This window comes from Micromonospora sp. ABR4_055 (genome assembly GCF_056160425.1).
Window position 1 is genome coordinate 62,052 of sequence record NZ_JBSWXD010000002.1, and the last position, 25,043, is coordinate 87,094.

The window sequence follows — 25,043 nt, forward strand, 5'->3', positions numbered from 1 at the left end:
CCAGAACCCGCGATGCAGCAAGCCCCAGCCGATCGGCCGCCGGCCGTCTCTGAGGTAGTTCGTCGAGTAGGCCCGCATCAGCGCGGCCCTTCGCCGGGAACCTGGTGCATTACTTCGTCCGCCCACCGCCGCACCGCCTGGGCGACATCTTCACCCAAGCCGGCGCGCAGCGCCTCCGCGAACGCCTGCGCTGTTGACTCCGGATCGATCCGCAACGTCATCGGACCGTCGTCGTCAACGGACGGCTCGTCGACCAAGTCGATACGGCCGTTGGCGACCAGCACCCCACGGGCGCCGATCTTCTCGCCGAACGCATGCAACACGCTGTCCTCGGCGACCACACCGGCTACCTCGTCGATCACAAGCGCGAACGGCTGATCCCGATCACCGCCGACGTCAACACTGGGAAGGTAAAGCACCTGCAAACGAGCCATCACAACCAACCAATCGAGATGCGCGGGATGCTCAAAGGGCCGACCCGGTGGCATCCCGGACACCAGGCCGACCCAGTCCATGAGGCCGGTCAGCTACCGGCCAACTCGCGGCGAACCTCAGCGATGATCCGCTCCACATGCGCCACCGCCCGATGCAGCGACTCCCCCGCCGCCACCCTCGCCCGGTACGCCTCCAACTCGCGCTCCAACCCCGGCAGCCGCTCCTGCGGCGTCAGGCGGCGGAACGTCGACCGCGACGCCGACGCCGCACGAGGACCGCGACGCTTCGACGACGTCTTCGGTGCGCGCACCAGCACCGGCCCCAACTCGCCGTGCTCCGACACCGCCACCCGTACCCGCTTCAAGGAGGCGCCCGCCGTCGTCCCGCCAGCCGCCCCGTACAGGGTCTGCAGATCCTCGGCGTTCAGCTGCAACCCCGGATCGTTCAGCCGGGTGATCGGCATGACACCGCAGCGGCACCGCTCATGGATCGGCCGCAACTGTTGGATGTAGTAGCGGCGGTTCGACGCCACCACACACAGGCCACACGGCGGGCCACCCGAACCCAGATACGGGCGAAGAATCCGCCGGTAGCCGATCACCTCTTCCGGATCGACCTGCCGGAACGTCTCCCGCGCCTGCGCCCGCTCCGCCAGGACTATGTCCGTCTCGGCGACGATCGCGGCCCGCTCCACCGCCTGGTCGAAAGCCTCAGCCGCGTCCAAGCCGCCGGTGGTGACGTGGTAGCGGTACTGGGCTGCGACCCGCCGGTACGGCTCCACCGGATCCACCGCCGGCACCTCGCGGTCGTCGACCACATCCAGCGGCGGCGACTCGACCACCCGGCCCGGCCCGGACACAACCCGGTCAACCTGCCGATCCAACTCGTCGAGGTCGTCGTAGAAGCGCCACAGGTCGTCGATATCGTCGGCCAACGCGTCAAGGTCGTCGAGATCGTCCAGGTCGTCGTCATCGTCGTCGAAGACGTCGTCCAGGTCGTCCTCGTCTTCCGGTTCGATCAGCCGCGCCGGCCGGTCCAGCACCTCCGCCATGTCCGGAGTCACCAGACGCCGCAGCCGCGACACGTCCACCGCGCCCGCTGGACGCACCGGACGCCCCAACTGGACACCCAGCATCCGGGTCAGGTAGGCGTCGGTAAGCTGCGCCATCCGCCGCTGCGCCGGCTGCACCACCCTGACGATGTCCAACGCCGCCAGCAGCACCGCCGCGTTGTCGAACCAGTTCAGCAGCCGCCACGGCGCCACAGCCGCGGCGACCGCCGTCCGGACCATCTGGTCCCGCACAGCAGCCTGCGCCTGCACCAACGCGTAGATCGCGGCAATATCGGCAGCCGACAGCCCGCCCTGCGGCGCCGTCACCGGCCCGTCTCCACAGGTACGGCCGGCTCAACCGGACGGCTCTCGCCCGCCGGACGGCCCGACGGGAACCCAGTCGGCTGCACCGCCGCCTGACCGCCGGCAGCAGCCGTAGCAGCGGCGATCTGCGCCTCCAACAGCAACTCGTCCGCGCGCTCCGTAGCCATCTGGTCCACCTGCTCCGGCGTGAACTCCCAGATGTGCAGCATCCGCGACCGCCACGGCACATCCTGCGCCTTACTCGCCGCGTCGCCGCGTTCCTGCATCGACAACAGGCTCGGCCGCCGCCACAACACCCGCAGCCGGGACAGATCCGCCCTGCGGGTGTCGCCCATCTGTTCGAACGCCAACGACATCACCCACGCCCACGCATGCGAAGCACGGGTGATGTGCCGGCCAGCCCGGAACACCAGGCCCTCCTTCAACATCGCCGCACCCTCAGCGGACTGGTTCTCGCCCGCCGGCATCAGCATGTGCATCGGCGTCTCCGACACGGCCGCCAACTGCTGCACGTCGTCTTTGATCGCCGACAGGATCGGCGACAGATCGGCCTGCCCGGACTCCCACACCGTCGCGGTCTCCGGCAGCTGCCACAAAGCGGCCGGGTCCATGGAGAAGATGTCCGTGTAGTCGATCTCCTGTCCGGCTTTCTCGTGCCCCTCCGGGTACACGTTCGGCAGACCGGAGATCGCCCGCTGCCGGAACGCCTGCAACGTGGTGACCACCATCCGCTGCAAGATCACCTGGTTGATGCGGGTCAACAAATCCAGGTGCGGCTCGAACTCGCCAAGTCCGTCTTGGTTCTGGAACCGCACCACCGGCATCCGGTCGTGCCGCAACGGCTGGCCCTGCTCGCCGCCCAGGTCGGGATGCCACTCCCAGCCGCGCGGGTCGAAGTGGATTTGCGGGCCGTTCGAGAACCGGCCCCGATGGTCCCACCAGCCGATGTCAGCGACATCCCGGAAACGGTTCGGCCGTCGGGCCACGAACACCCTGCCCGGCCGGTACAGGTAGGCGCGGTCCTCGTCGTCAACGTCGTCGTGCCGCACCTTCAACGCGGCACGCAGCCGCCACGGGATCATCGGGTCCGGGTCTCCGACCATCCACCGCGGGTCCTCGGCGGTGATCGTCGGAACCCCCGTCTCGTCGTCGACCTCACCGACGATGACGTACGCCTCCGACAAGCCCAGCATCAGCGCATGCAGATCAGTGCACCGCACATCCATGCCGGCCCGCTCCCACAGCAGCCGGCCCTCCGGGTCGCCCGTCTCGTCGGAGTCAGCCGCCGTACGAAACCCGACCGGGATCATCCGCTCCGCGACAGCCGCCACCAACAACCGGGCGAAGTTCGTGCGGCTCATGCGCATGAACGCCCGGAACGACTGCCGCGCCGGCTCCACCCCGTCCGGCAGCGGGGCCTCACCGGACTGCCAGTCGTGCAACAGCTGCAGCCGGCGACGACGGCGCGGGTTCGACAGCATCCGGAACTGCCGGTCCAGCCACCAGCCAGGCGACCCGCGCTGCCCCACATCGATCGGCAACCGGATCACCCCCTCCGGGCCTCGGCTCCTACCGGAGCCGTTTCGGCACGTACCGATCCGGCCCCGGCTTCTCCGGTGTCGCCAATGCGTCGAGACGCGCCTGCCACGCCAACACGGCAGCCACCACAGCGTCGATCTTGTTCGCCGAATCAGGGAAGTCCTTCGCGATCTGCAACCCCGTCGACGACCGGCGGCGGCGCGCGTTCAACGCATGCCGCGCCAACGTCGACGACCCGCAGTGCGACAGCTCCTTGTCGACTACCGCCGAGTGGAACTGCTCCAACGCCACCGACACCGCCCGAGCCCGGCCGCCGGTCATCCACCACTCGATCGGATGATCCCGGGTCGACTTCACCAGCAGCCGATCCGCGTACGCGGCCTCCCACGACGCGATGTACGTTTCCCACTTCGCCGGGTCCGCGTAGAAGCCGATCACCTTGTACCTGGTGAACGTCTCCCGCACCTTCGCGACGACCTGGGCGACCGGCACCTGCCAGTCCCTGCCCTTCGGGCCGGTCGGCTGCTCCCACACCTCGATCTCGAAGATGTGGCCGTCCGACACCCGGCATCCGACCAGCGCCGTCGCGTCCGCAACACCACGGGCACGTTTACGCGAGCCGTCGAACCCGAGCGTGATCCGCTCACCGCGTGCGACGACCTTTTCCGGGGCGGCGCAGCCGTTCCACTCCGGCTGTGACAGCCACGAGTCGGAGGCGTGCGTGACCTGGTTCAGGAAGTCAGATCGACTAACTTGAATATCCGATGTGGAATCCCAGATCGTTGCGACCAGATGATCCAAATCAACATGCCCAGGCGGGCACGGCGGATCATGCAACACACAACCGTCCGGATGCCCCGACGAATCCCCGTACGCCACCCGCAACCCGGCGATCAGCGACTCCCGATCCTCCAGATCGGTGTCCGGCGGAGCCTCCCGGTGGTCGTAGTAGATACCGTCCTCACGGGCACGACCCTCACGGATCAGCTTCCACGACGCCGCCGACCGCTCCGCAACCGAATCCTCACCAGGGATGAACGCGTTCGGCGACTCAACAAACGACCCGCCAGTCTTCGCCGTGTTGTTCTTGACCTTCTCGAACAGGTTGTGGCCACCGTTGGCCGCAACCCACTCCTCCGTCTGATCCAGCAGGGCGAAAACGAACGGGATGCCCTTCACCGTCCGCGCCGACGACGTGATCGGCTCAATCCGGCCTCGCGGCAGGTTCACGAACGTGTCCATGGGCTCCAGCCCCGGATACGCGTCCAGAACCGGCCCCTGACACATCTCCAACAGCGGCGACCACGTGTTACCGGTCTGCTTCTCCGACACCGCCAACACGCCCACGCGCGGCGTCCGCACCGCCGACCACGGCTTCCCCACCGGCTGCCCGTCGGCATCCCAACCGGCCGGCACCACCGGCGCCAACCCCTCGGTCAACGCCAACGCCGCCAGGAACGGCGACTTGCCCCAGCCACGCGACCGGGAAATCACCCCACGCCGCCGCCGACGGCGACCCGTGACCGGGTTCAGCTCGTAGAACCGAAGAACGAACTCGGCCTGCTCCGGGTACAACACGAACGGCTCATACTCGCCGCGGTCCGGTGCGGCCAGATACTCGCTAATCCAGTCCAGGACGAGGTCAAAGCCAGCCGAGTGTCGGGAACTCCCCAGGGCTGCTCGGCTTCCATGGCATGGCCTCACCGCCCTCCGTCAGGTCACCTCCAGGACGGTGGACCCCTTTCTCAGGTTGCAGCCCAGATGGGCGCAGCGAACATTGGATCTTGAATGCTCGCCGCCTCTGGATATCGGGATCACGTGGTCGATCGATGGCATCATCGGGTGCGGCCATGAGGCGGTCGGATCAACCGGATTTTCACACAGGTAGCACACCCAGTCATCACGATCAAATATTTCTTCATGCCGAAACGTCTCAACGCGGACGCTGCGGCGACGTGCCCGTGACGCAGCCGACGAAGCGAGATATTTAGCCCTGTTGATTGCGTAGTCGGCAGCTCTGCTGCAGTGTTCGGAGCATCTAAGGGACGACTTCTTCTTCGTCCGAAACTCTTGGCCGCATTGATCGCAGTGGCGAACTGTGCCTACTAGGCTTCCCTCGTAGTTCCTGCCTCGACAAAGCGCCGAACAGAACGGACTTCGGATGTCGCGGCCGTCGATAGAGACACCACACTCTGCGCAGTGCCTCGAACGCGCTTTCGGATGCAGGACTCCAGGATGGCGCCTAACCCAGGCGTGGCAGGACTTTGAGCAGGTACGACGGTTGGATTGCGCCCCGATGATCGGAACTCCGCACCCAGCGCATACAGGAGTTTCTGTCGAAACCTCTCCCCTGGCCCGCCGCCCAGCCTTAGCTCGGCAACTAGAGCCGCAGTACTTTGGCGCGCATCCAGTCTTGCCCCGACGAGATGCCGCAGGCACGACACCACAAGAAACACAGAGGGGTGTAGAATTCGCCATGTCGACTCCAACCAGTCGGCCACAGCCGGGGGGTGTCACCAGCACCCGCCCGGCCTTTAGCAAATTATCCCACCGCTACTAACAAAAGTCACATCGACTCAGGTCGACGATGACCTACGCTTTGCCGTCCCACGAGGTGGCTTGCTGATAGAAACTACCTGGGCAGGTTCTCCACCCGAAACGGCTTTAAGCTTACCGTACCGCTCCCGAGAAGACGATCCAACCGGTCTAGCCGCATCCTTCTCGTCAGCCTCGGCGAAAGCCAGACGCAGACGGGCTCGATCCTCCAAGGTGCTACCCATCTTGGCCACCCGCAGCCGCAACTCCGCAGCCACGCCGACGTTCCCGGACCACAATTCGGCATGCACCAGTGCCGTGTCCAACAGAAACTGCCAGTCGGTCTCCATGAAATGCTCGGCTTGGGGAGCCTCAGCCCACATCGACCACCACTCACGGGTCTGCTGCGGCCAGTCATAGGCGGCCGGCAAATCCGGCTGCACACCCTGCTCGAACCGAATGATCGTCGTAGGGATCGGATCGGCGTTGCGCCGAGCTCGCCGCGTCGGGTCCTTCGGCGGCGGACCAACACCAGCCATCACAATCACTCCCCTGTCGGGACATGCGAAGGCCGGCCGTGCATCTCCCGTGGCGGGAACCCAGCGCGACCGGCCGAACGAACAGAACTGTCAGGTCAGATGTGGTGGTGCGGCGCCGTAAGCCACCTCGTGCAACTCGTCGCTCTCCACCACCACACGCAGCTCCTGCGTCGAAGGAACCACATGCATGTACAGCACCCGGTAGCCGGCAGGAAGCCCGAGCATCGACGCGACATCGGACAGCCGCAGCGACACCACACCCGTCCGGGTCGGCACCGGCGGCGCGGCAGGGGCCAACCCTGCGCACTCGGCGCAGTCCCGGTGAGCCTCCGCGACAAGCGGCTGCGCCAGAACCGCCCGGCGGGTTGCCGCCCAGTCGACGGCCATGTCGGCGTGGACCTCGGCCCGGTCCAGCGGCGAGTACCGCTTCCCGTCCATCAGCACCTCGCCACGTACACGGCCCGGCCGAACACGCCCACCGCGACACCGCACACCGACCGCCATGGGCGCCGGGAGTCCCAGAACATCGGCGACGCGTACAGCGGCAACCACCGGATCCAGCCGCGCATCCGCCAACCGCCTGCCACCCAACGTGAAGCCACCCGACACCCCCTGATGTCACACCCTGTAACCGGAATGCGGGTGTCGGCCCGAGGATTTTCGACACCTCGTCACGCTGCGTCAATCAGCGGAGGATGCCGGGATGCCTCTCCGGAGGCCGCCTCTGCCCCGGCATCCGACGGCGGGCCGCGTTCCCCTGCGCCGACGACCGCCGGTCGTGATGCCAGCTACACAGCAGCCGCTGATTCTCCGGCCGGTGATCGGCTGGATCACCAACATGGTCGACATCGGTACCTGGTTCCGTGCACCGTCGCGGATGCACGGCCATCCCTGGATCGAGAGGCCGCCCGCCGTCCGGCAAACCGTCCACCCACGTGCAGCGGCCCCCGTCGCGGGCGATGACCTTCGGCCTGACAGCCGTCTTCCAGTCCGCCGGCAACTGATCCCTACGCCGCGAACCAGCCCACTTGCCTGCCATCACGCCGCCTCGACCCGGCCGCGACGCGACTTCGGGTTCCGGAAGGTGTCCGCCTCCGCCCGCACCACATCACCCAGCCGGTACAACAACCGGCCACCCGCCGTCCGGCGCACCGTCAACCGGCGGCGCTCCCCCGTCTCCGGATCCACCCAGCCGCGGTCCAACCACGTCCCCACCGTCGACGCCGCAACACCTGCCATGCGGGCAGCCTGCGCCCGGGTAAGAAACGCATCCGGGTTCATCCGCACCACAACCACCCCCCGGACAGCAGAAAACCCGGCCCCAACAGCAGGGAACCGGGTCGACGGGTGAAACGCGTCTGGGCACACTACGCCCATGCGCGGATGATCTCACACCCCGACAACAGCGACAACACACACCCCACAACCGGCGGCGTACCATCCACCCCGATGGACGACACCACCGCCAACGCGCTCCTAACCTTCATCAACGCCCGGCTCGGCGAAGCCGAACGACTCGGACGAGCGCTCGACGGCGAAGGCTGGCACGCACACCCCAACGACCTTCACGGCATGCGTCGAGTGACTGTCGACTTCACCGGCGAGTACGTCGTTGCGGTCACCCTCGCACCGCGCGGCGAGCACATCGCACTCCACAACCCCGCCAGCGTCCTCGCCGACATCGCAGCCAAGAAGAAGATGCTGGACTGCCATCAGCGCGTACTTCTCCGCAAGGGCGGCGGAGCCGACTACCACATCACCGCCTGGGCGTGCATGACCTGCGGCGGCTCGGACGCCGCCTACAGCGACAACACACCAGTCCCCCGAGTAGCCCGATGGCCGTGCCCAACGCTGCGCCTGCTCGCCGAGGCATACGACTGGCACCCCGACTACCGCGAAGAGTGGCGGCCATGAGCGAGCTGACTGACGGCGACCTGGCGAGATGGCTCAACGAGACCCCGGTGGCGACATGCGATCGGTGCGGCCGGAAGAGTTGGGATCCGGAAGCCGTCGACATCGAGGACCGGATGATCCAGCCGGACGGCAACCCGTGTGGTGGCCGGCTTGTCGGGAGCGCGCCGTGAGCGAGCTGACTCAACCGCAGCAGGTAGGCGACGAAGACCCCACCATGCGGCAATGCATGGCCTGGGCGCATGCGACCTACGCACGAGACGGCGTGTTGTCACACGAGCGCGTTGCCGATGACCTCGCCCGATTCCTGTTCGACCGGCTACAAGACCAGCCCCCGTCAACCACCAGAAACGCCCTAGCCTCGGTGATCAACAAGGACTATCACACCGCCACCTACATCAGCTGCGGCCGGAAGTCGATCATCGTCGCACTAGCCCGACTGTGTCGGCTGGCCCTGCCGTACGCCGACGTCGAGGGCTACCGCGAAGAGTGGCGCCCATGAACACAGCCGACGCCGTCGAACAGCTAGAACAGGAAACCAAGGAAGACGAGCAGGCCGCCCGCGCCGCCACCGGGGGTAGATGGGAGGTCGGTCCCACCTTCGGCGGACGCGACAACCGCGTCTACGTCAAACCCGAAGGACCCGGCATCGACACCATCGGCACCTGCGTCATCGCCTGCCAGGTCGCCAACATGCCTGAATACCTGGGCAACGCCCAGCACATCGCCCGCCACGACCCCCACCGGACCCTCCGCAACGCCCGAGCCCGACGGGCCATCATCCGCATGTACCGCGACGCCGTCGCCGCACAACAACCCGAAGCCGTCAGCGCCCTCGCCCAGGTCATCCACCTCCTCACCGACCCCACCCCACCGGAATGGAAGCAGTGAGCTACATCGCGTTCCACACCGTCGACCGGACCGGCTACATCTCCGGCGCCGAACGAGCTCACACCAACCTGCTCGTCAAACACATCGCCGCCGCTTATCGGCACCGCGCGTTCGAGCCAGACCAGCCCGGACAGCCGTCGCTGCTGCGGAAGGCCATCGCGTGGCCAACGAACGCGTTCGGCGACCCATACGGCTTCGACCGAGACGCCGACACCCACATCGCCGTCAACCCGGACCTGCGAGCCGTTCTACCGTCCGGGCCGACCTCCGAGACGGTGTTGAACATCAACCTGAACACGGTGATCGCCAACAGCGAACCCCAGATGCAGCTCGTGGCTCGGATCTCCGGGCAGTGTGAAGTCCACGGCTTCGTCGAAGGCGAAGACCGGGCCTGGTTCGCCGAGTGGATCATCGACGCCCTCATCTCTGGTCGCCTCCGGCAGGACATGTCCTGGTACATGCCGCGCGACGGGCACCCCAATGGCTGGAAGCAGATCGCCGAACTCGCCCGCGCCGACAACACCAGCCCGATGGTCATGTCGTACTCGGTCGAACGCGGGTTCCCTAACCCCGACATCGCCGTCTGGCCAGACACGTGGCCTGGCGAAGAAGACGACCCCGACAGGTGGGCCGCCGCCGACGCAGAGTGGGCCGCCCTCACCGACACCGAGGCGTGGGACCGGGCCGTCGCCGGCCTACGTCGCATAGCCGACGCCGCGCCCATGCTGCGCATCAGCCCAGACAACCTCGCCACAGCCGGATTCGGCGTCGACCAGGCGCTGACCTGGTTGGACATCGCGGCAGCATGGCGGCAACACCAGCCCACCAGCTAAGGAAACGGCGGCAGCTAGTCCAACCAGCCGTACGCCCGCGCAGTGTGCGCCAGGATCGCAAACAACTCGTCCGACAGCCCGAAACGCTTCCGGTTGTACTCCAGACTGTCCGAGAAGTTCCCGCCGTACCGCTCCGACGACGCCTTCCAGTCGGACAGCATCTCCACCACATCCGCCAGCGTCATGCCAGAAACCCCGTCCTCGTGGTGCTCCGGATGGTGAGGCTCGGTCGCGTAGTGGTGGTCAAGGGCAGGCTTCATAGCTGCCAGTCGCCGCCGGTACTCGTCAGTGCCGTACTCGACCGGGTTCAACTCAGGCGAGTACCGGTCGAACGCCTCCAACTGCGGCTCGGCCAGTTTCGACATGTCGTGCCGGTACGAGCGCCCCACCAACTCGGTGATCACAGATCCCATCAGTTCACCGACGCGCCGGCTGTGCTCCAAGGTGTAGGGGCGGCTGTCCTTACGCTCCGGTTCGCTCATCAGGTGATCCTAAGTGACCGGACATGCCTGGCACCGCTGTAAGCCTCTGACCAGCACCAACACTACGCGCGTTACTCAGGGTGCAGATTTTCCCCAGACCCGTAACCAGGGGTAGCGGCAGAACGTCCCGGAGGAGCGGCGCGTGGGGGGGGTGGGGGTGGCCCCCCTGGGTGTGTGGGTGCCGTGAGGTGAGTTGTCGACGCTGACAGCTCGCGGCTGTGTCCTCGTCGACGGGTGCCGGCACCCAGGGCGCCACGTGTCGGCAGGTTGGTTCGTCGACGGTTTTTGTTGCTGCCGGTTGTGCTCTAACAGGAAGACGCGCGCGTGTAGTGGGATTGCCATCCGTATCAAGTTCGGCGAACTTGACACGGTCGGTTCGTTGTGGCCTACTGATGTGGCAACGCCGAACGGGCCGGAAACGGGTCGGGCGGCGGAGCTGGGGAGTTGGGTTGTTTGGTCTGGCTCCCGGCTGTTTGTGTTAGGCGTACTAGCGGCAACTTAGTCGCAGGTCCCAACGTGTTTGGGTCGGCTAGGGAACGCAATCAAGTTCGCCGGACTTGACAGCCGGTAGGCGGTAGGGCAAGCTAACGAACCAACGGCGCAAGACAGGCCGAAAGCAAGCGCCATACCCGACATGTGCGGGCAGGCGTCTGGCCTTCATTGGCTGGAAAGTGTTTTTTGAGAACCGAACAGAACGGCTAGCGAACCGACGGGCACGGCACAGCACCCGACATGTGCGGGCGTTGTGGCACCCGGATCGTGGCCACGTGAGCTGTCTCCCGCTTGGCGGGGGCACGGCTAGTCGCGGTGGCGGTCACCAGCTGGCTAGGAAGCCTGCGGTACGTAGCGGTGAGTGTGACGTGTCAGGCGGTCCGTGTGACCACTACCTGCAATGTCTGCGCTGTGACGCGTACGGGGTGCCCCTAGGAAGGGTCGACGACAAGGGTCTGTCGGTCTGGGTATCTGTTCATTGAGAATTCCATAGTGTGCCGTCCTACCCATGTTGACGTTTTGGTGGCGACAGGCGGAAGAGTGCGGCTTGTCCGCACGGCGTGAGGCCCACGTTTTCCATACTTCCGAGACTAAGTGCCAGTCGACTTTAGTGGTTGAGACGAAGATGTATCCGTAGTCTGCATTGTGGCAGGCGTGCTGGTAAGCACGGCGGCGGATACGTGTTAGTGGGATGAGTACTAGGCATTGCGGTTGCGCCGGGACCTCTTTGCTTGCAAAGAGTAGCGGGCGTGCATGTCCGTATCGCACGGATGTGGATCGGAAGAAATGAGGTTATCTGAGCTCTACACGCCACGACCCGTGGATTACCAAAAGGTGTCCACGGGGAATCCTCCGCCAAAATCCCGCCCGCATTGTACGGGCGGCACCTAGGAAAGTCTCCAGAGTTCGGACGTGCGAGCGGATGTAGCGACCCGACGTGCGTAGTGCTTACCGTCCGATAGGGCGGGGTGTTGTCGATTTTTGGCCGTCGGCCGGTGTGGGCGTGTACCGCACCGGCCGACGTGCCCATCCGGGACCCCGTTTGTGCCTCCGTGGTCGGCGTTTCGTCGGCTGCGGTTCCCCAAACGGGGGGTGGTTCGTGTCCGTAGGTCGTAGGGAAGGGTTTGTCATGGCTGCTGTTCGTAGTCCGATGGACATCGCGAAGGATGTTGCGGCGGCGTGGAAGCGTCAGGACTGGGCTGCCGCGCTGGTGTTCGTTGACGAGGGTGAGGCGAAGTGGCCGAACGCGTCGTTGCCGAGTCAGGCGACGTGGGCGGGTCTGCGGGCGGCGATTTCGAAGCGGGCGGGGCTGGTTTCGGCCGGTTCGGGGCCGGTGGTGTCGGCGGAGCCGGTGGCCCAGGCCGACCCGGAGCCGGTCGCTGAGTCCGTGCCTGAGGTGTCGTCGGAGCCGGTTGTGGAGTCCACGCCGGAAGAAGTGGGGTCGGCACCGATCCCGGAGTTGCCCGATGTCGACCTGGCACGGGTTCGCAACGCGGTACAGGACCACTCCGCGCAGATCTTCGCATCGCCGCTGGTGGGCGGTAGCAGGGAATCTGTAGCGCGGTACTTGTCGGAAGGTGTCCTGTCGAAGGTGACCGACAGGCACACGTTGCAGGCGGTATGGGCGGTTGTCGCCGATCAAGTGGAGCGGTCTCCTGAGTGGTTGACCGCGACGGCTGAGCAGCGGCAGGCGAACATCGATGCAAGGGCGTCGGTGGGGCGGGCGTTGATCGACCGGGCGCACGTGGAGTTTGACGGTGGCGACCCGGATGCGGCGCTGGCTTCGGTGAGGGCGGCGCAGCTTGTCGACCCAGACGCGCGTTACGGTTCGGGCGACTGTGCCAGTTTGTTGGAAACGATCGAACAGAACCGGGACAAGGCCGGTAAGCGGGGTAAGGCTGTTGAGCCGGCTGTCGCACCGCAGGTGTCTCAGCCAGAGCCTGCACCGGTTGCGGCAGACGGGCTCACCATCACGCACAGCGTGGCCGAAGGTACCAACATTCACGGCACCCGCAAGGGCGACGGGGTGAACTCGGTTCTGCGTGGCCTGCGTGCGGGCTGGTCGTGGTACGGGGTGAAGAAGGTTTGGTACATCAAGGGCGCCAAGGGTGGGGGCGCGGACATGCCCCGGATCCTGGCGGCGAAGCGTGCGCTGGAGTCGGCCGGTTTCCGGGTGACGTTGGGTGAAATCAGCAACGTTGACCCGGAGACCGGTGGCGAGGTGAAGCCGAAGCTGTCGAATGCGGAGCTGTTGCGGCGTGCCCGTCGGCGGTCGGCTGCGATGAACCAGATCAACTGGAATCTGACCATGTCCGGGATGCCGTGTGAGTGCGGTTGCGGGGAGACCGTGCGGCTGCGGCAGTCGCAGATCGTGGACGGGCCGAACACGGGTATGCCGATGGTGTTCCTCGACGGGCATCAGCCGGGTGGTGTGCGTGAGGTGCCGGCGAGTCCGGTTGTGGTGCCGGCGGAGCAGGGCGAGGACGGGCAGGAGTTGCGGGACGTCGAGCGCGCCGACACGGTCGTGTACCCGGCGGACCGGGAGTTTGCCGTCAGGGCGCGGGCTGCGCAGGGCGAGTTGGTGCGGCAGTGGGTGGGGCCGACGGTGGAGCCGGTGTTGCCGGTGCCCGTGGGTGAGTTCCGCAAGTGCGTCGGCTGCGGGCAGGACGACGTGTTGCACTCGGCCGAAGGTCGGCCGTGGCCGCACAACAAGCTCGACGGGGTGGCCTGCCGCTCGATGGGCCGGGTTGTCGAAGACGTGGAGCCGGAGCCGGCGCCGGTGCGGCGGAAGCGGACCGGTGAGCGCAAGCCGGCGACGGCCGGGAAGCCGAAGGTGTCGGCGCAGAGGAAGGCGGCGCCGGTGCTGCCGGACGTGTTCGACCTGGCTGCGGGGGCGCGTCCCCGTCAGACGGCGACCGAGGTGCGTCGGCGGATCAACGCTGAGGTGGCGCCGAAGTTGCGCGGGCTGGGTGGTGAGTTCGAGGCGCACGTTTATGTGGACAAGTCGGCCCGCACTCTGCGGGTGACGTTCGTGGTGGCGGATGAGTTCCGCCAGGCGGCGGAGCTCATGTTGGCGGGTGTGGTTATGGCGACGCCGGGTGTGGCGGTGCCGGTCGCGGCCTGATTGTGCCTGTGTTCGCAGGGTTCACGCTGGTATGGCCGGTGTGGACCCTGCGGCGGTTGTGGAGCGCTGACACTGCCCCGAGTTCCCGCGTCGCTTGGTGCGGGGGTTCGGGAGTGTGCCAGGGCATTACTGGATGTTTTGTGCCCACTGTCAAGTTCGGTGTACTTGCTGGGAGGTTGTTGTGGACGAGAAGGTGGCCCGTCTCGGCCCAATCGGTCGGGCGAGGCAGGGTGTCGCCGCGTTGGAAGTGTTGGCCAGAGTGCGGGCGGAGATGCGTCAGCCGACCCCCGGCGAGCGGGAAACGCTCGCCGGTTGGCCGGGCTGGGGTCCGATGGCGCCGGTGTTCGCCCCGAAGGATGAGACGTGGGGCGACATCTCCGATCAGGTGCAGGCGCTGCTGTCCGCCGACGACTTCCGGGCCGGCGAGCAGGCGACGTACAACGCGTTCTACACGCCGGAGCCGGTGGCGTCGGCGATGTGGCAGGTGTTGGCGGAGCTGGGTTTCACCGGCGGCGCGGTGGCGGAACTGGGCTGCGGGTCGGGCCGGTTCTTCGCGACCGCCCCGGACGGTGCCCAGTTGACGGGTGTGGAGCGGGATCCGACATCGGCGGCGATCTGCCAGCTGCTGTACCCGCAGGCGAACGTGATCCGGGGTGAGTTGGAGGGCACCCGCCTGCCGTCGCAGTTCGCGGCTGTGGTCGGCAATGTGCCGTTCGGGAAGGTGGGGGTGTTCGATCCGGTCGCCCCGCGTGCGGTGACGTGGTCGCTGCACAACTACTTCCTGTGGCGGGCTGTGAAGGCGTTGACGCCGGGTGGTGTCGCCGTCCTGCTGACCTCGCGGTACAGCATGGACTCGGGCGACTATCACCGGCATGAGATCGCCGAAATGGCGGACTTCCTCGGTGCGGTCCGGCTGCCGAACGGCGGCCTGGAAGGCGGCACGGAAGCACTGGCGGACGTGGTCATCCTCCGCAAGCGCAGTCCCGAAGAGTCACGCGGCGGCTACCGCTGGTTCGAGACGTCGGCGACGCCGTCTTGGACGTACGGCACCACCGTCAACGACTGGTGGGTGGAACGGCCGGACATGGTCCTCGGGGAGATGACCCAGGGGAAGACGAGCCAGTACGGGCTGAGTCTGGTCGTGAACCGGCGTGACGGTGACCTGCCGTTGCAGGTGGCGTTGCCGGTGGCGTTGCGGAAGTTGGCGACGGAGGCGCTGGGCAGCGGACTCGGCTGGTCTGCTGCGTCGTCCGAGGTCGCCGCGCTGGACACGGCCGGTGTGGTGACCGCCGACGGACGGCATGAGGGGTCGATGCGGCTGATCGAGCCCAGGGCCAAGGGTGGCCGTCCGGAGGTGACGGTGGTTACCGGCGGCCGTGAGGTTCCGCTACCGGTCAAGAAGGCCGGTGACGAGCTGGTGGCGTTGCTGCGGCTGCGTGACCTGGCGGTGCGGCTGATCGGGTTGGAGGCGGAGCACTGGCGGGCCGACGCCGAGATTGAGCCGACGCGTGCTGCGGCGCGTGCCGCCTACGCGGCGTATGTCAAGCGGTTCGGCTACCTGAACCGGTCGAAGCTGGTGGAAGGCCCGGCGGATCCGGAGACGGGGTTGCCGACGTATTCGCGGCGGAATCCGACGATGGGCGGGTTCCGGCACGACCCGGATTCGGCGTTGACGTTCGCCCTGGAGGTGTTCGACGACAACACCGGTGTGGGTGAGCCGGCGCCGATTCTCGTGGAGCGGCAGAACCGGCCGCATGTGGTGCCGGACAGGGTGTCGGACCCGCAGGAGGCGTTGGCGTTGTGTCTCGACCAGCACGCCGGTCGGGTCCTGCTCGACGACATCGCCGGTCGGCTTGGTGTGGCCGAGTCGGAGGCGGTCGCCATGCTGGCCGGTGCGGTCTTTGAGGACCCGCAGTCCGGCGGGTGGGTGACGGCCGACGAGTACCTGTCGGGGGATGTGCGGGCCAAGCACGCTGCTGCAGTCGCAGCGTCGGAGCGTGACGGCCGGTGGCGGGCCAACGTGGAGGCGTTGGAGAAGGTTCTTCCCCGCTGGTTGCGGCCGGGTGAGATCACGGCGAACCTGGGTGCGCCGTGGATCGCTCAGCACTATGTGGAGCAGTTCATCAAGGAGTTGTTGGGGTACGCCGCGTCTGTGAAGCATGTGAAGGCGGGCAACCAGTGGGAGGTGGACGGGCCTCGGCGGCTCACGGTCGCCGCCACCGCCAAGTGGGGCACGCCGGAGGTGGACGGCTACCGGCTGATCGAGTTGGCGCTGAACGGTAAGACGCCGGTGGTGTATCGGGTCGCCACGGTTGACGGGAGGGAGGTCAAGCGGAAGGACCCGGATGCGTCGCTGGTCGCGTCGGAGAAGCAGCAGCAGATTCGGGAGCGGTTTTCTCAGTGGGTGTGGGAGGACCCGGACCGGTGTGATGACCTTGTCAGGCTGTACAACCAGCGCTACAACTCGCAGGTTGCACGTAAGTTCGACGGCCGCCACATCACGGTTCGTGGGTTGGCGCCGTGGTTCGCGGCGAAGGTGTACCCGCACCAACTCGACTACGTGGCCCGCGCTCTGGGTACGCCGGCGTCTCTGTGCGGGCATCCCGTCGGGGCGGGTAAGACGGCGTCGATGGCGATGACGGCGATGAAGATGCGCCAGTCCGGGTTGGCGCGGAAGCCGCTGGTGGTGGTGCCGAACCATCTGATCGAGCAGATCGATCGGGAGTTTCGGCAGTTGTTCCCGGCTGCCCGGATTCTGTCGGCGTCGGCGAAGACGATCAGCGCGAACCGGCGGTCGTTCGCGGCTCGCTGCGCTACGGGCGACTGGGATGTTGTGATCATCACCCACTCGGCGTTCAACGCGATGCCGGTCGCTCCGGAGACCGAGGCCGCCTACCTGGATGACCAGACGGAGGATCTGCGGGACGCGTTGATCGACGCGGCTCCGGACGGGCGGATGGAAGGCCGCATGGTCAAGGGTGTGGCGCGGCGCCTCGACAGCTTGAAGACTCAGGTGCGGGAGTTGCGGCACAAGGCCCGAGGCCGTGACGCTGGGGTGACGTTCGAGCAGTTGGGCGTTGACTACCTGATCGTTGACGAGTTCCACTACTACAAGAACCTGGCCATGCCGTCCCGGACGGACGGGTTTTCGGTGCGTCCGTCGAAGCGGGCCACCGACATGGACGTCAAGTTGACGTGGCTGTCGAGGCGCGGTTCGGGCCGGTATGCGGCCCTGTTCACCGGCACACCGGTCACCAACACCATGTTGGAGCTGTACGTCATCCTGCACTACACGATGCCGCAGTACCTCAAGCAGATCGGGTTGAGTTCGGCTGATGCGTGGGCTGCCGCCTACGTCCAGTTCGTCACCTCCGTGGACGTGACCGTGGACGGCGGCCAGTTCCAACTCAAGACCCGTCCGGCGCTGTTCGTCAACGCCCCCGAGTTGCGGCTGCTGCTGTCGCAGGTCGCCGACATCCGCACGGCGGAACAGCTGGGGTTGAAACGCCCGGCGGCGCACGAACGGATCATCGCCGTCGACCCGACCACGCTGCAGCGGGAGTACTCAGAAGAGTTGGTGGAGCGGGTCGAGAAAGCCAAGAGCGGCGGCCGGGTCGTAGCCAAGGGTGCCGACAACATGCTGAAGATCTGCGGTGACGGGCGCCGGATGGCGACCGATCCGGCGCTGGTCGGCATCAACGACCCCGAGCCGGGGAAGTTGGACCGGGCCGCTGACGAGATCGCCGCGATCTGGCGGGACGCGCCGGATTCGTTGCAGATCGTGTTCTGCGACATCGGCACCCCGAAGGACGTTGACGGTGCGGTCGACCCGCAGACGTACGGCCGGTTGCGGCGGATGCTGGTCGACCGGGGCATGGAGGTCGGCCGTGTCCGGTTCGTGCACGACGCGAAGACGGATGCGGCGAAGGCGCAGCTGTTCGCCGAGTGCCGGGCCGGGAAGGTGTCGGTGATCTTCGGGTCTACCGACAAGCTGGGTGTGGGCACGAACATTCAGGACCGGGTTATCGCGATGCATCACGTGGACGCCCCGTACCGGCCTGCGGATGTGGAGCAGCGGGACGGGCGCGGTCTGCGGCCGGGGAACCGGTACGAGCGGGTGCACGTGTACCGGTACGTGACGACCCGCACGTTCGACGCCTACATGTGGCAGCTTCTGTCACGCAAGATCGGGTTCATCACTCAGATCCTGTCCGGGAACCTGGACCGGACGGTGGAGGATGTGGCGTCGGATCAGGTGCTCGGGTTCGCCGCAGCGAAGGCGGCGGCGACGGGCCAGCCGCTGCTGCTGGAACGCGCCCAGGTGGAGGCCGACGTCAAGCGGCTGCGTGGGATGCAGGCGGAGCACCGGAACACGGTGCAGCGGATGACCCGTCAGATTCCGTCAGCTGTCGGGTCCGCCGACAACATGGAATCGGATGCGGAGGCGTGGCAGGCGATCGCCGACGCCCTGTCGGAGTTCACCGATGACGACCGTGAGGCGCTGCTGGCAGTGGTTGACGGATACAAGGAGTACCGGCCGGTCAGCGGTGTGGTTGCCGGGTTGACGGTGACGTCCGACTACTGGGTGTCGGAGGGCCGCGACGGCGGCCGGGAGCCGCTGATCAACATCGACGGTGGTGGCGGCGCGGTGGAGCTCCGTCTGCGCCGGTTCAACAAGCCGGACCGGATCGTGGAGAAGTTCACCGAGAAGGTCGGTGAGGCTGTCCGGGCGGCGGAGATTCTGCGGCGGAAGGCCGTTGAGTTGCGGGTGGAGATCGGCAACATGCGGCAGGCGCAGGCTGAGCCGTTCGCTGATGAGGCCGAGTTGACGGCGGCGTTGGCGCGGCTCGACCAGATCGACGCGGCGTTGCAGGACGAGGCGACGCACGGCCACATGGCGGGGAATGTGGAGGCCGCCGACAGTGTGGCGGCGAGGTCATCGGATCCGGTGCAGCCGGAACCGTCGGTGGTCGACGTTGCCGAACCGGATGACGACGACGTCAGTTCGCTGTTCGCGGAGTTGATGGAGCAGGAAATCGCCGACGTCAGTTCGCTGTTCGCGGAGTTGATGGAGCAGGAAATCGCCAAGGAGTTCGCGGACCTGTTCGGCCCGGACGCATTCGCCTAGCCGGTTGGTGGGCTACGGAACACGTGCTCCGTAGCCCACCAACCGATCCAACGATAAGGATGGAGGATTTGCTATGGGAACCTACGACCCGTTGACCCCGTTCCAGGTGCCCGATCAGGTGGAGGTGTTCCACCCGGATGCCGAGTGGAACCCGATGCACGTGTACGCCGGACACGACCGGCCCACGCCGTGGGCGTTGACGGTCGGTGACCCGGACGACGGCGGGCCGTCCTGGGCGGGCAGCTACGAAGAGTTGGCGGCGTTCGTCGAGCGGATGGCGGAGGCGCTGCGAGCCGCGCAGGCCGAACACGGCCACAACTGACAGTTTCGACTGAGGTGTTCACCGGCTAGGGAAGGCTGACAGCTCTTTTCTGGCCGGTGCCGCCCGCCGTCGCCCTGCTTCCAAGGTTGGGGTCAGGGTGACGACGAGTGGCACCGGCGAAGGAGACCGGTACCTGAACAAATGGGGAGAATCAATGGACTACGCAGACTTGGACTTGGATGCCTTCATGGAGGCGGTGACCCGGTTCGAGGCACCTAGCCCGGAGCAGGTCGCGAAGAAGGTCGACCAGATCCGGAAGCTGCTGGCGAAGGCTGAGGGCGTCGGCCCGGATGAGGCGCGGCTGTTCACGGCGAAGGCCACTGAGTTGATGGCTACCTACGGTGTGGATCAGTTGATGCTGTCGGCGTCGGGGCAGGTCGTGGACGAGATCGGTGACCGGCGCGTCGACATTCCGGGGCCGTATGCGCTCGACAAGGCCCTGTTGTTGGTCGCGATGTGTAAGCCGTTGGGGGTGCCGAACGTCAGGACCGATCGCAGCCGGTCGGATGTGCAGATGCATCTGTTCGGCGCGAAGTCCACCCTTGACCGTGTGGAGATGCTGTTCGGGTCTCTGCTGGTGCAGCTTGCGAGGGAGTTGGCGGCCGTGGACCGGCCGGCGGGGACGTCGGCGGTGTCGTTCGCGAAGAACTTCTACTACGGGTACGCGGTGCAGGTGATGGAGCGGCTGGAGGCGTTGGAGGTGCGGGCTCGAGAGGACGCGCAGCGGCAGCGCACTGCATGCGGTGAGACCAGCGGTTCGGTTGCTGTGGCGCTGCGGGACCGCAACGCGTTGGTGGCTGCGAAGTTCAAGGAGGTGTACCCGCGGGTGTCGGTGCGGCCGATGCGGCGGGGTAGCGCTGGTGCGGCGGAGGGTCGCGCAGCTGGCCGGCGTGCGGACCTAGGTGGTTCGCGTGTCGGTGGTGGGGGTCGTCAGGCGATCGGTTCCTGATCGTCTCCTATGCCTCGCCGGGCTGTGGTCCGGCGGGGCGTGGAAGGTGATCATGGTCGCGATGCTGTGGGTTGGCTGCTGCGTAGCGGGGCCTTGTCGCTGATGTGACGACGCTTCGTGAGGTTGTAGGGCAGCTTCGGGGTGTGCGGTTGGTGGACGTCTAGCCTGCACACACCTTGCCGAGTCCGCCGAACTTGACAAACCAAGTTCGGCGGACTCACTATTGGTGGGCGGTGAACACCGCAGACCAAGGAGAAACGAAATGACCCAATTCACGAGGCTACCCACACCCGACGACGGGCTCGACGGGCTACTGCAACTTGCCGACGACGCCGGTACCCGGGAAGCCTTCGAGTTGCTGCGCTGGGTCCGCACCATCCCGAATAGCGACGTCAGCGACGCCCTTGCCATCCTTGCCGCGAGGATGTTGTCCGAAGAGATGCGCACCGAACAAAAGTTCGATAAGGCTCGACAGGACCTAGCCGGGAGTCTCGGCTACAACGACAAAACCCGCACCAACTTCTACAAGATGCTGTCCGCCGGACGGCGTCTCATCCAGCAAGCCGAGAACTGAGGAGACAGAGATGATCGACATCACCGAGTGGGTCGAGCGGGCCATGGCAGACATCCGCAAGGACGCCGCCGAAGGCGTCATCCCGGCGAAGCCGACCGGTTTCCAGGAACTCCACGACTACGTGGACGCGAACGAATACTTCCTGCACGCGGAGCCCGCCGGGCTGGACCTCGACCCCGACGAGTGGCTCCGGGTGAGCAACGACGTCGTTGACGAGATCGACCGTCGGTTGAAGGCCGCGAACAGCTAGTGAAGGCGTTCTTCGCGCTCGGCTTCATCGCCGTGATGGCGGCTGTGGCGGTCGACCCTGGCGCGGACTGGCCGAAGTGGGCTGCCGGCGGGTTCGGTCTGCTGCTGGCGTTCCTCGCCGGTGCCGGCAGACGCCGTTGAGTGATGGTCTTCGCCGGGTGGTTTTATTTGTTCAACGAGAAGAAGAGAGCGTTATGCACGAGATCGTCGACCCCAACAAAGTTCGGATGATGGAGCAGCCGTCCGGGCAGTGGCTTGCAGTCTGGCACTATCTCGGCTCGGTGCAAGGTGACGCCCGTTCTGTCGCGGGCCAGGTAGGCGCGAGCTGTCAGGCAGGCGTGGGCCTGCCTGACATGGTTTATGAGCTTCGACGACCCGTCTCTGCGGCTAACATGGTCCCCGTGGATGTAGGGGTCACCAACTCCGAGGTTCAGTTCTTTGTTGGCAGGCGGTGCGTAGCTGCTGTGCCAACGATTATCAACGCTGGCTGACTCCGCGAAAGAGAGCCCGGCCCGACCACCCGCCGCGCAGGCAGGGGTCGGGCCGGGCTTTTCGTGTTTCCGGGGTGGCTAGCCCTCTGCTGGCCGCCGGCTCTGCGGGTCGGCGGATACGCGACGACCGACCAGCAGGCTCCGCCGGCTGGATGCGAGCTTTCGTACGTGGTCGGTCCGCGTATCGATCCAGTCGACCAGCGCCGGGAACGGTTCCCGGCGTGGCATCTCGTCGAGCTGCTTCCACCACTGGTCGGTGGTGGCGAGCCAGTGGGCGCGGTCTAGCTGCCGGTTGCGGCAGATCCACGTGGCTGGGACGGTGAGCACGGCGGTGACTGCGCCGAGCCACAGCAGCCAACTGTCGGGGTGGTCGATGAGTTTCGAGGCGGCGATTCCGGTGGCGCCGGCCTGGCCAATCGCGGCGAACTCCAACCGCTTGGCGGCCCGGTGCGCCTCGTTGATGAGCCGGTTGGGGGCGGGGCTGTTGGTGTCGGTCACCACTGCTCCCAGGCGTTGACCAGCGGGGTGACGGTTATCCCGGCGGGCAGGTCGCTGTCGCGGACCTGCACCTGGTAGTCGGTGTAGGCGCGGGCTGGTCGCGCCTGGTCGGTGCGGTCGATGTGGATGCGGCGTGCCAGTGCTCCGGCGGGGGCGACCCCGTACGGGTCGGGGTGGGTGAACACCCACAGGCCGACGGTTTGCATCACACCGCGCGCCGCCGACGAGGTGTGGTCGAACATGTCGGTGGCGGCACGCCAGAGGGCGGCCAGGTCGTCCGAGGTGACGCCGGTCTTCGCGGCGAGGGGCGCCGAGTAGGACCAGCGTTGCAGGTACAGGCCGTACGGGATGGTCCATTTCCCGCCCATCTCGGTGGTTTCGCCTTTGTCGATGTCTTCCTGGCTGGTTTGGGTGATGCGGGTGATGGCGTGGTCGGAGGGCAGGACGGGGTCGAGGCTGCGTGCGAAGCCGAGTTGCAGCGGGCCGCGCCACGTCAACGGGGTGACCTTGGTGCCGCCGGTGAGGACCCCGCCGAACATGCGCAGGTCGAAGTACCGCCCGCACAGCCACGCTTTCGGGTCGTCGGGTGCGGTGGTGCGGGCCTGGTCGGCGCGTGGCCGGAGGGCGTTTCCGGCTTCGATGAAGATGCCGTAGCGGGGGTCGTCGCCGTGCACGGTGGCGACGGTGTCGCGGATTTTGCGTTTGATGCAGACGTCGGTGACGAGGCCGTGGCCGGTTTCGTCGTCGACACGGGGCTGGTTGGAGGCGTCGGGGTCGCCGTTGGGGTTGCCGTCGGTGACGTCGAACGCGAGGACGATGTCGTGGCGGCGGCCGGGGTCGAGGTGCGCGGCGGTCACTTGTCGCCGTCCTGGGGGCGGACGGCGGCGAGGAGCTGCGAGACGCGCGACTGGCCGATCTGCAGAGCCTCCCCCGCCTGGGTCTGGTTGTAGCCGCAGTCCTTCATGAGTTGGCGGACGGCGAGGCCACGCTGGTGTTTCAGCTCGCCGACGATCGCGTCGTGGATGGCCTGCAGCCGTGCCTGCTCGGCGGTGAGCGCCACGTAGCGGGCGGACGGGTCGGGTTCGTCGGCCAGGTCGGCGACGTCGGTACGGAACTGTTCGACGAGGGCGGCCAGGATTTCGGGTTCGATGCTGTAGCCGGCGGTGGTGGTGTCCATCAGTGGATGACCTGCGTCTCTTCGGGAAGGTTGATCTTCTTGAGGGTGAATCGGGCGATGATGGGTTCGCCATCGGAGCCGACGCAGATGGGGCCTTGTTTGCTGCGGACCTCGTATGCCTGCCGTGCGGCGAAGCCGCCGAACAGGAAGCTGAAGTAGTCGACCCCGCGCATGTCGAGGACGAGGGTGCCGTCGGGGAGGCGGTATGCGGCGTAGCACGACAGCCCGTCTTCGAGTCGGTTGTCGCGGTGGTTGGTGGATCGGTATCCGCTGCGGGCGAACCCGTAGCGGATGTAGATCCGGGTTCCTTCGGCTTCGCATCGGGCGGTGAGTGCCGTGTTCGCTGCACGGGCGGCTGCGGCTCGGGCTTCGTCTTCGGCTCGGGTTCGGTCGATCTCGGCTTGCTGCTCGGGGGTGCGGACGATGGGTGTCCAGTACGGGATGACTGTCATGCCAAGAAACCTACCACCCCCCTCTAATAATTACTAGCGGGGGGTGGTAGGTGGGTAGGGATGCCACCCAGACATCGGATCTGACCAGCAAAAACACGTCTGCCAGGCATCTACCTTGACAAACTACGGGGTACCCCGTAGTTTCGTTGCCAGTCCCCCTCTCTGAGGCCGACTCGAAGGAGAACACCATGCACACCATCACGGCCGAGATGATCCGCGAACTGCACAACTACGCGGAAAACACCGGCAACCCAGCCGAAACCGCACTCGTCCTCACCGACGAAGGCTGGGAATCCAGGGTCACCCCCGGCGGCTGGCCAACCGACCTGATCGCCATCACCGCCGAAGACATCCACGGATGGCTCGACGGCGAAGAACTCGACGACGACTGCTGCGAAGCACTCACCACCCCCGACCCGCAGTACGGCACCACCTACCAACTGCGGAACGAGCACGGCGAGTACCAGGCCCCGTCCGGGGACACGTGGCGGGTCGTCACCGACGACGCGGGCAGCGACGACACCGACATCGCGCACTGGACCAGTGCGTGGTGGTTCGACATGGACGACGCCACCGAGATCGTCGCCGAGCACACGGTCAACGAGGGATCGAACGAGCGCCACAGTGTGTGGCGCGCGGCCGGCGGAACGTGGCTGCTGCGGGTGCGGACCTCGGTTGGTTCGCGCGGCGAGTTCTGGGCGCACCTGACGCCCTCGGCCGCCGCCGCCATCGTGTACGCCGACAACGGCGACCACGCCACCGACGTCGAGACGCCGCTGGGCGTCGCTGCGCAGATGGTCGCCGAAGTTTCCGAGCACCTGCGGCGGACGCGGGAGCAGTTGGGCCGGATGGACATCGACGACCTGGCCGAGTTGGCGGAAGCCCAGCAGGCGGTGTCGGAGTTGATCCGGTCGCGGCTGCTGGCGGACATCCGCGAGTCGCGTGTCCGTGTCGCACGGGAGGTCTCCGTGCGGCTCGGGTCGCAGAAGGAAGCCGCTGAGCGGTTGGGCATCAGCCCGCAGACCCTGTCCGGCCTACTCGGCTGAG

26 protein-coding genes are annotated in these 25,043 nt (G+C 66.6%); 13 read left to right on the forward strand and 13 right to left on the reverse strand.

The features are described 5' to 3' along the window. Nucleotides 1-77: 77 nt before the first annotated feature. The 8 genes from ACXAHD_RS01150 to ACXAHD_RS01185 form a co-directional block, all read right to left on the reverse strand. Complete coding sequence (locus tag ACXAHD_RS01150; RefSeq protein ID WP_475047827.1) at nt 78-515, reverse strand: hypothetical protein; 438 nt, start codon at nt 513-515, stop codon at nt 78-80. Nucleotides 516-523: 8 nt separating this feature from the next. Next, on the reverse strand, nt 524-1,813 hold the full coding sequence (locus ACXAHD_RS01155; RefSeq protein ID WP_475047829.1) for a hypothetical protein: 1,290 nt from the start codon (nt 1,811-1,813) through the stop codon (nt 524-526). Further along, nucleotides 1,810-3,351: a phage portal protein gene (locus ACXAHD_RS01160; protein WP_475047832.1), complete on the reverse strand. Its 1,542-nt coding sequence runs from the start codon at nt 3,349-3,351 to the stop codon at nt 1,810-1,812. The genes ACXAHD_RS01155 and ACXAHD_RS01160 overlap by 4 nt, the downstream gene beginning before the upstream one ends. 28 nt (nt 3,352-3,379) lie before the next feature. Then, the gene (locus ACXAHD_RS01165; protein ID WP_475047835.1) at nt 3,380-4,927 is read right to left on the reverse strand and encodes a hypothetical protein; all 1,548 of its coding nucleotides are present in this window, start codon (nt 4,925-4,927) and stop codon (nt 3,380-3,382) included. A gap of 135 nt (nt 4,928-5,062) precedes the next feature. Then, nucleotides 5,063-5,827 carry an HNH endonuclease gene (locus ACXAHD_RS01170; RefSeq protein WP_475047838.1) on the reverse strand — a complete coding sequence of 255 codons (765 nt, stop codon included), beginning with the start codon at nt 5,825-5,827 and terminating at the stop codon, nt 5,063-5,065. Between the two features lie 98 nt (nt 5,828-5,925). Next, on the reverse strand, nt 5,926-6,423 hold the full coding sequence (locus ACXAHD_RS01175) for a phage terminase small subunit (protein WP_475047841.1): 498 nt from the start codon (nt 6,421-6,423) through the stop codon (nt 5,926-5,928). A gap of 90 nt (nt 6,424-6,513) precedes the next feature. Next, nucleotides 6,514-6,861 carry a hypothetical protein gene (locus ACXAHD_RS01180; protein WP_475047844.1) on the reverse strand — a complete coding sequence of 116 codons (348 nt, stop codon included), beginning with the start codon at nt 6,859-6,861 and terminating at the stop codon, nt 6,514-6,516. 600 nt (nt 6,862-7,461) lie between these two features. Further along, nucleotides 7,462-7,662 carry a hypothetical protein gene (locus tag ACXAHD_RS01185; RefSeq protein ID WP_475047846.1) on the reverse strand — a complete coding sequence of 67 codons (201 nt, stop codon included), beginning with the start codon at nt 7,660-7,662 and terminating at the stop codon, nt 7,462-7,464. A 210-nt stretch (nt 7,663-7,872) separates the two neighbouring features. Here ACXAHD_RS01185 and ACXAHD_RS01190 point away from each other — a divergent pair, with 210 nt between their 5' ends. From ACXAHD_RS01190 to ACXAHD_RS01210, 5 genes are read left to right on the forward strand one after another with little or no spacing between them, the layout of a single operon-like run. Next, entirely contained in the window at nt 7,873-8,337 is a 465-nt protein-coding gene (locus ACXAHD_RS01190) for a DUF6221 family protein (RefSeq protein WP_475047849.1), read from the forward strand. Then, nucleotides 8,334-8,507 (forward strand): hypothetical protein, encoded by a 174-nt coding sequence (locus ACXAHD_RS01195; RefSeq protein ID WP_475047852.1) that lies wholly within the window; start codon nt 8,334-8,336, stop codon nt 8,505-8,507. Before ACXAHD_RS01190 ends, ACXAHD_RS01195 begins: the two co-directional genes overlap by 4 nt. Then, a complete protein-coding gene (locus ACXAHD_RS01200; RefSeq protein WP_475047854.1) occupies nt 8,504-8,836 on the forward strand; it encodes a hypothetical protein in 333 nt (110 codons plus the stop codon). Before ACXAHD_RS01195 ends, ACXAHD_RS01200 begins: the two co-directional genes overlap by 4 nt. Further along, on the forward strand, nt 8,833-9,225 hold the full coding sequence (locus tag ACXAHD_RS01205) for a DUF6221 family protein (RefSeq protein WP_475047856.1): 393 nt from the start codon (nt 8,833-8,835) through the stop codon (nt 9,223-9,225). The genes ACXAHD_RS01200 and ACXAHD_RS01205 overlap by 4 nt, the downstream gene beginning before the upstream one ends. Beyond that, nucleotides 9,213-10,058 carry a hypothetical protein gene (locus ACXAHD_RS01210; RefSeq protein WP_475047859.1) on the forward strand — a complete coding sequence of 282 codons (846 nt, stop codon included), beginning with the start codon at nt 9,213-9,215 and terminating at the stop codon, nt 10,056-10,058. The genes ACXAHD_RS01205 and ACXAHD_RS01210 overlap by 13 nt, the downstream gene beginning before the upstream one ends. Nucleotides 10,059-10,072: 14 nt before the next feature. On the opposite strand, the gene ACXAHD_RS01215 is transcribed toward ACXAHD_RS01210, so the two are convergent. Next, nucleotides 10,073-10,540: a DUF5662 family protein gene (locus ACXAHD_RS01215; RefSeq protein WP_475047861.1), complete on the reverse strand. Its 468-nt coding sequence runs from the start codon at nt 10,538-10,540 to the stop codon at nt 10,073-10,075. Between the two features lie 1,642 nt (nt 10,541-12,182). Between ACXAHD_RS01215 and ACXAHD_RS01220 the strand changes: the two genes are divergently transcribed. From ACXAHD_RS01220 to ACXAHD_RS01250, 7 genes are all read left to right on the forward strand, one after another. Then, a complete protein-coding gene (locus ACXAHD_RS01220) occupies nt 12,183-14,156 on the forward strand; it encodes a hypothetical protein (protein WP_475047862.1) in 1,974 nt (657 codons plus the stop codon). A gap of 181 nt (nt 14,157-14,337) precedes the next feature. Beyond that, nucleotides 14,338-19,284, forward strand: coding sequence for a DEAD/DEAH box helicase family protein (locus ACXAHD_RS01225; protein WP_475047865.1), 4,947 nt, complete (start codon nt 14,338-14,340; stop codon nt 19,282-19,284). 73 nt (nt 19,285-19,357) lie between these two features. After that, a complete protein-coding gene (locus ACXAHD_RS01230) occupies nt 19,358-19,606 on the forward strand; it encodes a hypothetical protein (protein ID WP_475047867.1) in 249 nt (82 codons plus the stop codon). A 154-nt stretch (nt 19,607-19,760) separates the two neighbouring features. Then, the gene (locus ACXAHD_RS01235; RefSeq protein ID WP_475047869.1) at nt 19,761-20,555 is read left to right on the forward strand and encodes a DUF2786 domain-containing protein; all 795 of its coding nucleotides are present in this window, start codon (nt 19,761-19,763) and stop codon (nt 20,553-20,555) included. 262 nt (nt 20,556-20,817) lie between these two features. After that, nucleotides 20,818-21,129 (forward strand): hypothetical protein, encoded by a 312-nt coding sequence (locus ACXAHD_RS01240; protein ID WP_475047872.1) that lies wholly within the window; start codon nt 20,818-20,820, stop codon nt 21,127-21,129. A 10-nt stretch (nt 21,130-21,139) separates the two neighbouring features. Beyond that, nucleotides 21,140-21,379: a hypothetical protein gene (locus ACXAHD_RS01245; RefSeq protein ID WP_475047874.1), complete on the forward strand. Its 240-nt coding sequence runs from the start codon at nt 21,140-21,142 to the stop codon at nt 21,377-21,379. After that, on the forward strand, nt 21,379-21,519 hold the full coding sequence (locus ACXAHD_RS01250; RefSeq protein WP_475047877.1) for a hypothetical protein: 141 nt from the start codon (nt 21,379-21,381) through the stop codon (nt 21,517-21,519). Before ACXAHD_RS01245 ends, ACXAHD_RS01250 begins: the two co-directional genes overlap by 1 nt. 428 nt (nt 21,520-21,947) lie before the next feature. On the opposite strand, the gene ACXAHD_RS01255 is transcribed toward ACXAHD_RS01250, so the two are convergent. The 4 genes from ACXAHD_RS01255 to ACXAHD_RS01270 are packed head-to-tail and all read right to left on the reverse strand — an operon-like array spanning nt 21,948 to nt 23,996. After that, the gene (locus ACXAHD_RS01255) at nt 21,948-22,367 is read right to left on the reverse strand and encodes a hypothetical protein (protein WP_475047879.1); all 420 of its coding nucleotides are present in this window, start codon (nt 22,365-22,367) and stop codon (nt 21,948-21,950) included. Then, entirely contained in the window at nt 22,364-23,224 is an 861-nt protein-coding gene (cas7c, locus tag ACXAHD_RS01260; protein WP_475047881.1) for a type I-C CRISPR-associated protein Cas7/Csd2, read from the reverse strand. Before cas7c ends, ACXAHD_RS01255 begins: the two co-directional genes overlap by 4 nt. Then, the gene (locus tag ACXAHD_RS01265) at nt 23,221-23,544 is read right to left on the reverse strand and encodes a hypothetical protein (protein WP_475047883.1); all 324 of its coding nucleotides are present in this window, start codon (nt 23,542-23,544) and stop codon (nt 23,221-23,223) included. Before ACXAHD_RS01265 ends, cas7c begins: the two co-directional genes overlap by 4 nt. Further along, entirely contained in the window at nt 23,544-23,996 is a 453-nt protein-coding gene (locus ACXAHD_RS01270) for a hypothetical protein (RefSeq protein WP_475047885.1), read from the reverse strand. Before ACXAHD_RS01270 ends, ACXAHD_RS01265 begins: the two co-directional genes overlap by 1 nt. A gap of 188 nt (nt 23,997-24,184) precedes the next feature. Between ACXAHD_RS01270 and ACXAHD_RS01275 the strand changes: the two genes are divergently transcribed. Continuing rightward, nucleotides 24,185-25,042, forward strand: coding sequence for a hypothetical protein (locus tag ACXAHD_RS01275; RefSeq protein WP_475047887.1), 858 nt, complete (start codon nt 24,185-24,187; stop codon nt 25,040-25,042). Nucleotide 25,043 lies beyond the last annotated feature (1 nt).